The sequence below is a fragment of the Acinetobacter sp. YH01022 genome (assembly GCF_013420235.1).
In the GTDB taxonomy this organism is placed as follows: Bacteria; Pseudomonadota; Gammaproteobacteria; order Pseudomonadales; family Moraxellaceae; genus Acinetobacter.
In genome coordinates this window covers 1-12047 of sequence record NZ_VOYP01000062.1, presented here as the reverse complement: position 1 = coordinate 12047, position 12047 = coordinate 1, and the positions used below count along the sequence as shown (strand labels likewise).

Genomic DNA, 12047 nt, shown 5'->3' with positions numbered 1-12047 from the left:
AAACATCGGACTATTTCCGGTTTTCTAGCAGGCATATTTTCATCTTTATGTGCTTATCAACTCTGTCAGAAGAATAAGCCAAAAATTCATGTCGTTAGAAATTTAGCTTATCCGTAACTAGGGTTATATAACAAATCCATAGCATCAATAATCATGAAACCGTCAGTAGCATTTTTTCCTGTCGTATATTCAAATTGTTGAACAGGTTTTATCGCTAGTTCATTAATTACTTTTTTCCACTGAGTATTCTGTGTGCTAGTAAAGTTTCCGTAAATTCGCTTAACTGTTGCCTCACCATATTTAGTTAATTCATCTAGAATATTCTTGATATCTTTTGCAGAGGCATTATCTGCATCAATCAGGACTGCTAATTTTGCCGTTTTTTCTTCTGAAACATTAAAGATTGTTTTTAAAGCCATTATATTCTCTTATTAAAAAACCCCGCATTAAGCGAGGTTTTTATAATATGAAATCAATTCATTAGCGAATAATTCAACCAATCAATTTCTTCATCAATTCATTCACTTGCGCAGGGTTGGCTTTCCCTTTTGCAGCTTTCATCACTTGACCAACAAGACCATTGAAAGCTTTCTCTTTACCAGATTTATACTCTTCAACCATCTTCTCGTTCGCAGCAAGGACTTCCTTAATAATCGCTTCAATTGCACCTGTATCAGTTTCCTGTTTCAAGCCTTTTTCAGCAATAATCTCGTCCGCAGATTTGCCTTCGTCCCACATAAAGCCGAATACTTGCTTCGCGATCTTACCGTTAATCGTGTTGTCCACAATACGCGCGATCATACCGCCAAGTTTTTCCGCAGATACAGGAGAATCAGCCAAGTCTAAGCCTGCTTTGTTTAAAGCACCTGAGAATTCACCCATCACCCAGTTGGCAGCAATCTTACCTTGAGCAGCACCGCCAGCAAATTTCACCACGTCTTCGTAGAACTCTGACATTTCACGAGTCAGCGTTAAAACGTGCGCATCGTACTCAGTCACAGCAAAGTCAGCCACAAAACGCGCACGACGTGCAGCAGGAAGCTCAGGCATAGTCGCTCGAATCGCTTCGATTTGCTCATCTGCAATGATCACAGGCAACAAGTCTGGGTCAGGGAAGTAGCGGTAATCGTTCGCTTCTTCTTTCGAACGCATAGAACGCGTTTCCATCTTCACAGGGTCGAACAGACGCGTTTCTTGGTCAATGGTGCCGTCCCATTCCAGGATTTCCATTTGACGTTCAATTTCGACATTAATCGCCTGTTCAATGAAACGGAATGAGTTCAGGTTTTTAAGCTCGCAACGTGTACCGAACGGTTGACCCGGACGGCGTAAAGACACGTTACAGTCTGCACGGAATGAACCTTCCGCCATGTTACCGTCAGAGATGCCTAACCAGCGAACCAGCGTATGAATCGCCTTGATGTAGGCAATGGCTTCTTCAACCGAACGCATATCTGGTTCAGATACGATTTCAAGCAGTGGCGTACCTGCACGGTTTAAGTCGATGCCTGACATGCCTTCAAACTGGTCATGAATCGATTTGCCTGCATCTTCCTCTAAATGCGCACGTGTTACGCCAATGCGTTTAACTGTGCCATCTTCAAGCTGGATGTCGATATGACCCAAGCCCACAATCGGGTTGTCCATCTGGCTAATCTGGTAGCCTTTTGGAGAATCCGGGTAGAAATAGTTTTTACGTGCAAATACAGAAGCCTGGTCGATATAAGCATCGATACCCAAACCAAAGCGGATTGCAAGATCAACCACTTCTTTGTTCAATACTGGCAAAACACCCGGCATGGCTAAATCGACAAGGCTTGCTTGCGTATTTGGGTCTTGACCGAACTCAGTCGATGAACCTGAGAAGATCTTAGATTTCGTCGCCAACTGAGTGTGAATCTCGATACCAATAACGACTTCCCAACCATCAATCAGGTTTGACTTAGGTTTTGCATTGTTCTTCGCCATTATGCATTCTCCTCAGCAATTGCAGCGCGTTTTGTATGCCAATCGGTTGCTTGTTGATACTGGTGTACCACAGACAACAATTGCGATTCTGACCAGTAGTTACCAATCAGCTGTAAGCCAACTGGCAGGTTGTCTTTGTCAAAACCAACAGGCGCGTTAATCGCAGGAAGACCTGCAAGGTTCACCGCGATGGTGTAGATGTCACCCAGATACATTTCAACTGGGCTTAAGTTTGCACCGATCCGGTATGCAGTGGTTGGCGCAGAAGGCGCGGCAATCACATCGACAGATTCGAATGCTTTCAGGAAGTCTTGCTGGATCAGACGACGTACTTTTTGTGCTTTCACATAGTAGGCATCGTAATAACCGGCAGACAGGGCATAAGTACCGATCAAGATACGTTGCTGAACTTCTTTACCAAAACCTTCTGAACGAGAGCGTTTGTACAAGTCCATAATGTCTTTCGGATCTTCACAGCGGTAGCCATAACGCACGCCATCAAAACGTGACAAGTTTGAAGATGCTTCAGCAGGGGCAATCAGGTAATAAGTTGGAACATAAGCTTCTGTCATGTTGAGGTCAATCTCAACCAACGTTGCCCCCATTTCTTCTAACTTTTTAAGCGACTCTTCAACACGTGCTTTCACGTCTGCATCTAAACCTTGAACATTGAAGTACTGTTTAGGAATACCAATGCGTAAACCTTTCACTGATGTGCCGTTCAGGTTTGCCACATAATCATCAACATCTTTGTTTACAGAAGTAGAATCTTTTGCGTCATGACCTGCCATCACGTTCATCAGGTAGGCACAGTCTTCAGCCGAACGTGCTATTGGACCACCCTGATCCAGAGATGATGCATAGGCAATCATACCGAAACGTGATACACGGCCATAAGTTGGTTTCAGACCGGTCAAACCACAGAAAGAAGCCGGCTGACGGATCGAACCACCAGTATCGGTACCGGTTGAAAATGGTGCCAGATCCGCAGCAACAGCCGCAGCAGAACCACCTGAAGAACCACCCGGAACGTGATCCAGTGCCCAAGGGTTTTTGGTCGCGCCAAAGTAAGATGACTCGGAAGTTGAACCCATGGCGAATTCGTCCATGTTCACTTTACCTAAAGTCACCAGGCCCGCAGCTTTACCTTTCGCTACAACGGTCGCGTCGTAAGGAGAGATAAAATTGTCCAGCATTTTAGAACCGGCTGTGGTCTTAATGCCTTGGGTACAGAAAATATCTTTATGTGCAATTGGCACACCGGTTAAGGAAGTTGCATTGCCGGCTTTAATTGCAGCATCAGCAGCATCGGCTTGGGCCAATGCCTGCTCGGCGGTTACGGTCACATAAGATTGTACTTGGGCATCGATTTTTGCAATGCGTTTTAAATAATGTTCAGTCAATTCGCGAGACGAAAATTTAGCCCCAGCTAAACCCTCGGAAAGTTCACGAATCGATAAGCGATGTAAATCTGTCATGAGAAATATTTCTTTACGTTTAATTTAATAAAATGATTTAACTGAATAAAGATTATTCAATCACACGCGGAACAAGGTACAAGCCATCTTGGGTTGCCGGTGCAACAGCTTGATATTCTTCACGATGATTTTCTTCAGAAACCACGTCTTCACGTAAGGGCTGTGGATGGTCAAATGGACTTTTAAGCGGCTCGACATTTTCAGTGTCAATGCCTTTTAAGGTTTCCATCATGCCTAAAATTTTATTTAGACTTTGAGCATATTCAGCAGATTGCGTATCATTTAGCGACAATCGGGCCAGATGTGCGATTGCTGAAACTGTTTTTGCATTTAAATCTGCAGAATGCTGTGCATCCGATGTAGACATAATATTACCTAATCAGTATTAAAAAAATTCAAAATATCGTGCGTTATAATAAGCGATTGACTTGTCCAAATCATCACATTTAGTTAAAGTTGCCACCTTGCGTCCACATAAAGTTTAATCGAGAACGTCTCCGTGATTCTAAAAAGACTAATTGGCTTGTTTTCGCCCGATCTAGCCATTGATTTAGGTACAGCAAATACACTTATTTATGCACCAGGACGAGGCATTATATTAAATGAACCGACGGTTGTGGCCATCCGTCACAGCGGTTCACAGAAAATCGTTGCCGCGGTTGGTCTTGATGCTAAACAAATGCTCGGTCGTACACCTGCAAATATTTCTGCAATCCGCCCGATGAAAGACGGGGTGATTGCCGATTTCGAAGTGACCGAAACCATGTTGAACCAGTTTATTGGTAAAGTACATGAAAAGCGTCTATTCCCACCTGCACCGCGTGTGGTGGTGTGTGTACCGTGCAAATCAACGCTGGTTGAGCGCCGTGCCATTCGTGAAGCGGTATTCAATGCTGGAGCACGTGATGTCCGCTTAATTGAAGAGCCAATGGCTGCTGCAATTGGTGCCGGTATGCCGGTTGAACAGGCCTGTGGTTCGATGGTGGTCGATGTGGGTGGTGGTACCACTGAAATCGCAATTATTTCATTGCAAGGCTGTGTTTATGCAGACTCGCTACGTATTGGCGGTGATGTCTTTGATGAACAGATCATTAACTACGTGCGTAAAGCACATGGTTGTGTGATTGGTGAAACCACTGCCGAAGTGATTAAAAAAGAAGTGGGTATGGCACTTCCGGATGAAGGCGCGAAACCGCTGGAAATTGAAGTGCGTGGCCGTAACCTGGCTGAAGGTGTTCCTCGTGCCATCACGGTGACTTCAGACGAAATTACCCAGGCGATTTCAGACCCATTACAAAATATTGTCTCTGCGGTTAAATCTGCACTTGAACAAACCCCGCCTGAACTGTCTTCTGACATTGCAGAACGTGGCATTGTGCTGACTGGTGGTGGCGCACTACTTCGTAACCTCGACAAACTTCTTGCGCAAGAAACCGGTTTGCCTGTGGTTGTGGCTGAAGATCCGTTGACTTGCGTGACTCGTGGTGGTGGCAAGGTTCTGGAATTCTTCGACAATCCAAATCACGACATGTTATTTGTAGGTTAAGTTAGGGACCAGGCGGTGCAAACACAACTGTTTTCTCGACAACCGCCATCTTTTCGCTCATTTATCATTGCGGTGATTACATGTCTGGTGGTGCTGTTTTTTAACTGGCGTATGCCGCATGTGATTCAGCCCGCACGTGATGTCTTGTATGCGGCATATAATCCTATTTATGCCCTTGCAAGTTATCCGGTGTTATCGCGAGAATGGCTCAATCAACAAACCAAGTCTGAAGCCCAGTTACGTCGCGAAAATACCGCGATGCAAGCCGAGTTGTTACAGGCTCAGGTTCGTTTGCAAAAATTATCTGAACTTTCTGCCGAAAATACCCGTTTAAGAGGTCTGCTGGATACGCCTTTGATTATTGATGGGCGCATGGAAATTGCAGAAGTCATCGGTACAGATGCCGATCCGCTACGGCATATTATTGTGATTAACCGTGGTTCCAACAGTCAGCTCAAGGTCGGTCAAACCGTACTGGACGATAAAGGAATTATGGGGCAGATCATTAATGTCAATTCGCATAGTAGCCGTATTATGTTGCTATCTGATAAAGAACATTCTCTCTCTGTGCGTTTGGAACATACCGGGATGCGTGCCATTGTCTCGGGTACAGGTGATTTAGGTCATTTGAAGATGGAATATGTTCCGACCAGTGCCAATGTCAAGGTCGGTGAAAAAGTGTATAGCTCAGGTCTGGGTGCACATTTCCCTGCAGGCTATCTGGTCGGCACAGTGTCCAAAGTCAACCGGCATAATTCGGGTGAATTTGCCCAGATTGAAGTCATTCCAGCTGCACAATTGGCCGGTGGACATCATGTCGTGGTACTTTTTTCTGATTCATTAGCGATGGAGCAGCCACATGCCACTCGCTAAATTACGGGCTGAAAGCAATCGGGATCCTTTAATTGCGATCATTGTTTCAGTCATTGTCTGTTCGGTGCTGATGGTTTATCCATTGTCTTATACTGTATCAGGTGCACGTCCCTTATTCATGTTGCTGCTCATGCTGTTTTGGGTGATGTGCCAACCTACATGGTGCGGAATCTGGTTTGCCTTTGCCACCGGCATGTTTACCGACTTGCTGGTGGATGCCCCTTTAGGTATGAATGCACTAAGTTTTGTGTTGATTACCTTTATTGTCCGGTTTTTAACTCGTGAACGACGCATCATGACCTTTGGCAATCTCTGGGTGATTAGCTTTCTGGCAGTAATGGCACATTTATTTGTGATCTGGATTGCCCAAACGATGGGTGGCTTGCAATTTTCCATTACCCGACACTGGCAGCCTTTATTGAGCAGTGTGCTGGTTTTCCCTGTCATGTATTTTATGCTTAAAAAATGGCGCGTTTAATTCTGGCTTCGAGTTCTCCACGGCGTCGGGAACTGCTGCAACAGTTAGGTTTAGAATTCGAGATTTATAGTCCGGATATCGATGAATCTATTCTTGACGGAGAAGATGTTGCCGCCTATGTCGAGCGTTTAGCCTGTAGCAAGGCTCAAGCTGTATTGGAGCAATTTCCGGATGCCATCGTCATCGCCGCTGACACCAGTTTAGGTGTGGATAATCAGATTTTAGGTAAACCTGAATCAAAACAACATGCTTTTGAAATGTGGCAGTGCATTTCCGGGCGCAAGCATGATGTCTTTTCAGGTGTTTGTGTGCGTACAAGAACAGAAAAATCAAGTATAGTGGTACGAACACAGGTTGAGTTTCAAAAGTTAAGTCTCAATGATATGGAAGATTATTGGGCAACAGGGGAACCCTTAGGCAAAGCGGGTGCTTATGCCATTCAAGGCATCGCAGCGCGTTATATTCCCCGTATCGAAGGCAGTTATAGCAATGTCGTGGGCTTGCCTTTACATGAAACCGTACAGTTATTACAGGCAGTTAAGGCACTAAATTAACTGACCTCAAAAAAGAATTTTTATAATGTTTTGAGTTTTATTATGTCTGACGAGTTGTTGATTAACGTCACACCTATGGAATGTCGTGTGGCCTTAATCCAGAACGGCACGGTCAATGAACTATTTGTTGAGCGTACGGTTAAGCGTGGATTGGTGGGCAATATTTATAAAGGCAAAGTGGTACGTGTACTTCCGGGTATGCAGGCTGCTTTTGTCGATATTGGTCTTTCTCGAACCGCTTTCCTCCATATCAATGATATGGTCTGGCCCCGCAATCAACCGACCCCCAACGTTTTTGAACTGCTGCAACCCGGTCAGATTCTCACGGTGCAAGTGATGAAGGATATGCTGGGGACCAAAGGGGCGCGTCTTTCTACCGATCTTTCCATTCCTTCACGCTATCTGGTACTGATGCCTTATGGTCATCATATCGGGGTATCACAACGCATTGAATCAGAAGAAGAACGAGACCGGCTACGTTCGATGATCGAACGCATTCAAAGCGAGCATAAATTACCGGGCAGCGTCATTGTCCGTACTGCAGCAGAGGGGATTCCTGAAGCTGAGATTGCACAGGATATGGCGTATTTGGCCAAACTTTGGGAATTCATTCAGCGTAAGCAAAAAAGCATTGCTGTCCCTTCTCTGATTTTTGAAGAACTGCCGCTGCCACAGCGCGTGATTCGTGATTTGGCCAATGAAGATACTTCTAAAATTTCTGTCGACTCACGTGAAATACATGCCAAGTTGCAAGAATTTGTACTTGAGTTTGTTCCCAGTATGCAAGATCGACTGGTTCACTATCCGGGTGAACGTCCCATTTTTGACTTGTACAATGTTGAAGAAGATATTCAGAAGGCCCTGCAAACCCGCGTAGCATTGAAATCGGGTGGCTATTTGATGATCGACCAGACTGAAGCCATGACTACTATAGATGTCAATACCGGCTCCTATGTCGGTGGCCGGACTTTAGAAGACACCGTATTTAAAACCAATATGGAAGCGACGCAGGTCATTGCCCGTCAGCTACGCTTACGTAATTTGGGTGGCATCATTATTATTGACTTCATTGACATGCAGGAAGCGCAGCATCGTGAAGAAGTCATGAGCCAGTTTGAGCGTATGCTGGAACGTGATCATGCCAAAACCAAAATTACCCAGGTTTCCGAACTGGGCCTGGTTGAAATGACCCGAAAGCGTACTCGTGAATCTTTAGAACACTTATTATGTGAATCGTGTCCAACCTGTCAGGGACGGGGTTATGTGAAAACGGCAGAGACAGTGTGTTACGAGATTTTTCGGGAAATTTTAAGATATGCCCGTGCTTTTGAATGTAAAAGTGGTTTTACTGTGGTGGCACACCCTTTGGTGATTGACCGATTGTTAACAGCGGAAGCCCCTGCAGTGGCCGATTTAGAGCACTTTATAGGGCGTATCATCAAATTTCAGGTGGAAAATCTGTATACGCAAGAGCAATACGATATCATTCTGAGCTGAAATTGTAACAGAATATCGTTAAACACTTGTTACATCTGAAATTTTACTTTTTAGGCTGAATTTTGAATACTAGTCATACACAAGTAGCCAAAGCCAAAATCTCCCAGTTTAGGTTTAGCAAACAAGAGGTATGACATGAGTATAAGCCAAGTAGCAGTTCAACAAAATACGAAAGTTACAGATAATAAAATGAGCCAAAATGGTTATATCGTCAATGAGCAGGGTAAAGAAGTTCAAATTACAGCTGCCATGATTCATTCAGTTTGTCATCAACTATTAAATCAATGTCGTGCAATTAAGAATTAATTTCGTGCAATAGAAAATAAAGGGACCTCTAAAAGGTCCCTTTATTTTATTTATTATTCACTCTTTTGAAGCTGCGGTTAACTCACCGCTTTTAACTTTTTTGGTGGAATATCTTGACCTACAATTTCTTCAAAGCGCTGAATTTCATCTTCCAGGTGCGTGAGCAAGTTTTGCATTTTCGGTAAGGCATTACGACAACCGGTTAAGCCCACTTCCAGTTTATCTAGATAGCTGGTCATGGTAATATTCAGTGCCTGTCCATCCAGTACAATTGAAGCTGGATAGAGTGCATCCAGTTTTGCACCATTCCAGTATAGCGGTTCGCGTGGCCCTGGCACGTTAGAAATCACAATATTGAACGCTTGGCGTTTTGGCATCATTCCCGAGACAATATTTAAACCTGCTGCACCGTAAACTAATGCGCTATAGTTTAAAATTTGATTTGAATTCATGCGTTTGAACCGCTGCTTGGCATTTAACACACTACGGCGAATAATTTGCAGGCGTTCTAAAGGCGTATCTTTATGCGTACCCAGATTAGCCAAAATCATGGTAATACGATTTGAAACCTCAGAATCATCATCACGAATTGAAGCCGGAACCATAGCAATCAGCGGTTTTTTCGGCAATGCGTGATGACTGATCAAATACTCACGCAGTGCGCCAGAACAGATGGCCAAGACTACATCATTGATGGTGACACCCAGTGCTTTTGCGATTTTGCTTAAGCGGCCCAATTCAAAGGATTGTGCGGCAAAACGGCGTGATGAACTGACTCGCTGATTTAAAATGCTGCTGGGTGCCTGGAAGCTGGAAACATAGTCCGGATTGCGCCCCATATCTTTGCAGATGGTTTGCGATAGTTCATACATGACTTTAGGGGTCGCTTCAAATTGTGATTTTACAGCCCCCATGACTTTCTTTATACGACTTGCTTTCGGTTCTTTTAATCGTTTAGCACGAGGACCTTCGACACACCAGAGTGGCACAATACTCTTGGCTTCTGGATCATAGGATAGTGATTTTTCTACTAAACGCATACCGGCAATACCATCAACCATAGCATGGTGAATTTTAAAGTACATGGCAAAGCGGTTGCCTTCAATGCCTTCAATAATGTTGCAGGTCCAGAGTGGTTTGGCACGATCAAGCAGTGCGCTATGTTCTTGTGAAATATAAGTCAGTAATTCACGGATTCGACCCGGGTGCGGTAGTGCAATGTGGCGGAAATGATGGTCTAGATCAAATTCTTGGTCTTCATCCCAAAATAGGCCATTGAGTTTATTATTAAAAGGCGCAACAGGAAGACATTTGGATTTACGAATATCAGCAACGAGGTCTTGAATAAATGTATCAGGTGCATTGTCAGGAATTTGAAACAGGAACAGCCCACCGACGTGCATCGGTTGCTGACGCTTTTCAAGCGACAGAAAAATAAAATCAATTGGGTGTAATGGACGCATAGCGTTGAATGCCTCACTGCAATTTTGTGCCTGTTCTTATATGAACAGGCTTGTTAGAATTATATAAAAGAGTGTTTTTAGTATATCTTTTTTCAAAAAGAAATGAACTGCTTTATGTGTAATGATAAGTTAAAAAAATCACTGAATAACAGTGATTTTTTTAAATATTATTTTAAATTTCCTGCGTGTAACCCGCATTCTTTATGGGTCGCTTCTTCCCACCACCAGCGGCCTTCACGTTCATGCTGATTTGGCAATACAGGACGAGTGCAGGGCTCACAACCAATCGAAATAAAGCCACGCTCATGCAACGGATTATAAGGGATTTCCATCATGCGGATATAGTTCCACACGTCGGAACTTGACCAGTTTGCCAAAGGATTATATTTGATCAGCTGTTTTCCTGGACCTGAAAAACCGGCATCTGCTTGCACCACTGGAATTTCATTACGAGTCCCCGGACTTTGATCTTTACGTTGACCGGTAATCCAGCCATCCAGTGTAGCCAGCTTTTTGCGTAAGGGTTGAACTTTACGGATACCGCAACATTCCTGATGGCCATCCTGGTAGAAGCTAAAGAAGCCTTTTTCAGTCACCAGTTCCTGTATCGCTTCTGTTTCAGGGAAACAAATTTCGATCTCAATATTATAATGTTTTCGTACTGTATCGATAAATTGATAGGTTTCTGCATGTAAACGACCTGTATCTAGACTGAAGACACGAAAAGGTTTGCCCAAATGAGAAGCCATATCAATTAAAACCACATCTTCAGCACCTGAAAATGAAATGGCAATTTCACCTTCTTGACTTAAAGCAAGTTCCAGAATCTCGCTGGGAGATTTATCGGCATATTCAGATGCAAGTGCATCAACAAGGTCAATGGTAGGGATTGTAGTCATGACAGTTCCTGGCGTATAGGCTTGGACACTTAAAAACCTATATTAGTTTAATTCACAATGATTTTAATGGAATTGAAATAATCTGCTTAGCACTAAAAAATAAATGCTTATGAATAAAATAGATTTAAAAAACAGCCCCTGAAATCTCTATTTTTAAGCTATCATAACGCAAAATTTTTTACTGACATTGGGAGAGCCCATGGAAATCGTATGTCTTGATCTTGAAGGGGTGTTGGTTCCGGAAATTTGGATTAACTTTGCCAAGAAAACTGGAATTAAAGCGTTGGAAGCCACTACACGTGATATTCCAGACTACGATGTGTTAATGACGCAGCGCCTGAATATCTTAAAAGAGCATGGTTTAGGCTTAAATGATATTCAGGAAGTAATTGCAGAGATGGGACCTTTCCCAGGTGCAAAAGAATTTGTGAAATGGGTGAGTACACATTTTCAATTGATTATTCTTTCCGATACGTTCTATGAGTTTGCTCATCCTTTAATGAAGCAACTCGATTGGCCAACCATTTTCTGTCACAAGTTAGAAACTGATGAAAATGGCATGATCACCGATTATAAACTTCGTCAGCCGGATCAAAAACGCCAAGCAGTTAAAGCCCTGCATGGTTTGAACTTCCGTGTGATTGCAGCAGGCGATTCTTATAACGATACTACGATGCTGGGCGAAGCAGACCACGGTTTCTTGTTTGATGCACCGGAAAATGTCATTGCTGAATTCCCTCAGTTCCCACCGATTCACGGTTATGACGCGTTAAAAGAAGCGATTCGTAATGCTTCAGTGCGTAATATTCCTGCTTAATATTTTTTAAGTTTATGGAATAAAGAAAGGGCGCCAATGGCCACTGCTGTCCCACAAATATCACAAGAAGAACCTCAATTGAGGTTCTTCTTGTTTTCGCCATTTTTTATCAGGCACAAAGAGTGACCTTAAAAGTTTCCTTTCAAATAAATTGACCTGAATAATTCG

At 43.5% G+C, this 12047-nt stretch carries 12 protein-coding genes and 2 pseudogenes; 8 read left to right on the top strand and 6 right to left on the bottom strand.

Annotated features, from left to right (window positions below):
• Positions 1-117 (top strand): annotated as a pseudogene (locus tag FTT87_RS14610) (IS982 family transposase); the annotation flags it as partial.
• Positions 118-125: 8 nt separating this feature from the next.
• Here the strand turns inward: FTT87_RS14610 and FTT87_RS14605 are convergent.
• The 4 genes and pseudogenes from FTT87_RS14605 to gatC all read right to left on the bottom strand — a co-directional run.
• Positions 126-419 (bottom strand): annotated as a pseudogene (locus FTT87_RS14605) (NYN domain-containing protein); the annotation flags it as partial.
• 73 nt (positions 420-492) lie between these two features.
• Complete coding sequence (gene gatB, locus FTT87_RS14600; protein ID WP_180043937.1) at positions 493-1968, bottom strand: Asp-tRNA(Asn)/Glu-tRNA(Gln) amidotransferase subunit GatB; 1476 nt, start codon at positions 1966-1968, stop codon at positions 493-495.
• Positions 1968-3446, bottom strand: coding sequence for an Asp-tRNA(Asn)/Glu-tRNA(Gln) amidotransferase subunit GatA (gatA, locus tag FTT87_RS14595; RefSeq protein WP_180043939.1), 1479 nt, complete (start codon positions 3444-3446; stop codon positions 1968-1970). Before gatA ends, gatB begins: the two co-directional genes overlap by 1 nt.
• 52 nt (positions 3447-3498) lie before the next feature.
• Positions 3499-3813 carry an Asp-tRNA(Asn)/Glu-tRNA(Gln) amidotransferase subunit GatC gene (gene gatC, locus FTT87_RS14590; RefSeq protein WP_086174772.1) on the bottom strand — a complete coding sequence of 105 codons (315 nt, stop codon included), beginning with the start codon at positions 3811-3813 and terminating at the stop codon, positions 3499-3501.
• 132 nt (positions 3814-3945) lie between these two features.
• Here gatC and FTT87_RS14585 point away from each other — a divergent pair, with 132 nt between their 5' ends.
• The 6 genes from FTT87_RS14585 to FTT87_RS14560 all read left to right on the top strand — a co-directional run bounded on the left by FTT87_RS14585 (position 3946) and on the right by FTT87_RS14560 (position 8700).
• A complete protein-coding gene (locus tag FTT87_RS14585) occupies positions 3946-4992 on the top strand; it encodes a rod shape-determining protein (RefSeq protein ID WP_086196910.1) in 1047 nt (348 codons plus the stop codon).
• 15 nt (positions 4993-5007) lie between these two features.
• On the top strand, positions 5008-5865 hold the full coding sequence (gene mreC / locus FTT87_RS14580) for a rod shape-determining protein MreC (RefSeq protein WP_086196909.1): 858 nt from the start codon (positions 5008-5010) through the stop codon (positions 5863-5865).
• Positions 5852-6343 (top strand): rod shape-determining protein MreD, encoded by a 492-nt coding sequence (gene mreD / locus FTT87_RS14575; RefSeq protein ID WP_180043941.1) that lies wholly within the window; start codon positions 5852-5854, stop codon positions 6341-6343. The genes mreC and mreD overlap by 14 nt, the downstream gene beginning before the upstream one ends.
• On the top strand, positions 6331-6897 hold the full coding sequence (locus tag FTT87_RS14570; RefSeq protein ID WP_180043943.1) for a Maf-like protein: 567 nt from the start codon (positions 6331-6333) through the stop codon (positions 6895-6897). The genes mreD and FTT87_RS14570 overlap by 13 nt, the downstream gene beginning before the upstream one ends.
• Positions 6898-6939: 42 nt before the next feature.
• Positions 6940-8394: a ribonuclease G gene (rng, locus tag FTT87_RS14565; RefSeq protein ID WP_166171219.1), complete on the top strand. Its 1455-nt coding sequence runs from the start codon at positions 6940-6942 to the stop codon at positions 8392-8394.
• A gap of 135 nt (positions 8395-8529) precedes the next feature.
• Entirely contained in the window at positions 8530-8700 is a 171-nt protein-coding gene (locus tag FTT87_RS14560) for a PA1571 family protein (RefSeq protein WP_086196905.1), read from the top strand.
• Between the two features lie 77 nt (positions 8701-8777).
• On the opposite strand, the gene FTT87_RS14555 is transcribed toward FTT87_RS14560, so the two are convergent.
• Positions 8778-10163, bottom strand: coding sequence for a wax ester/triacylglycerol synthase family O-acyltransferase (locus FTT87_RS14555; protein ID WP_086196904.1), 1386 nt, complete (start codon positions 10161-10163; stop codon positions 8778-8780).
• Positions 10164-10330: 167 nt separating this feature from the next.
• The gene (locus tag FTT87_RS14550) at positions 10331-11062 is read right to left on the bottom strand and encodes a phosphoadenylyl-sulfate reductase (protein ID WP_180043945.1); all 732 of its coding nucleotides are present in this window, start codon (positions 11060-11062) and stop codon (positions 10331-10333) included.
• 199 nt (positions 11063-11261) lie between these two features.
• Here FTT87_RS14550 and thrH point away from each other — a divergent pair, with 199 nt between their 5' ends.
• Positions 11262-11879, top strand: a complete 618-nt coding sequence (gene thrH / locus FTT87_RS14545; RefSeq protein WP_180043947.1) for a bifunctional phosphoserine phosphatase/homoserine phosphotransferase ThrH — start codon at positions 11262-11264, stop codon at positions 11877-11879.
• Positions 11880-12047: the final 168 nt, after the last annotated feature.

Bases quoted from the DNA above. Each gene is read 5' to 3' on its own strand.
- gatB (WP_180043937.1), bottom strand. From the start codon at position 1,968: ATGGCGAAGAACAATGCAAAACCTAAGTCAAACCTGATTGATGGTTGG.
- gatA (WP_180043939.1), bottom strand. From the start codon at position 3,446: ATGACAGATTTACATCGCTTATCGATTCGTGAACTTTCCGAGGGTTTA.
- FTT87_RS14550 (WP_180043945.1), bottom strand. From the start codon at position 11,062: ATGACTACAATCCCTACCATTGACCTTGTTGATGCACTTGCATCTGAA.
- FTT87_RS14555 (WP_086196904.1), bottom strand. From the start codon at position 10,163: ATGCGTCCATTACACCCAATTGATTTTATTTTTCTGTCGCTTGAAAAG.
- FTT87_RS14560 (WP_086196905.1), top strand. From the start codon at position 8,530: ATGAGTATAAGCCAAGTAGCAGTTCAACAAAATACGAAAGTTACAGAT.
- mreD (WP_180043941.1), top strand. From the start codon at position 5,852: ATGCCACTCGCTAAATTACGGGCTGAAAGCAATCGGGATCCTTTAATT.
- gatC (WP_086174772.1), bottom strand. From the start codon at position 3,813: ATGTCTACATCGGATGCACAGCATTCTGCAGATTTAAATGCAAAAACA.
- FTT87_RS14570 (WP_180043943.1), top strand. From the start codon at position 6,331: ATGGCGCGTTTAATTCTGGCTTCGAGTTCTCCACGGCGTCGGGAACTG.
- thrH (WP_180043947.1), top strand. From the start codon at position 11,262: ATGGAAATCGTATGTCTTGATCTTGAAGGGGTGTTGGTTCCGGAAATT.
- rng (WP_166171219.1), top strand. From the start codon at position 6,940: ATGTCTGACGAGTTGTTGATTAACGTCACACCTATGGAATGTCGTGTG.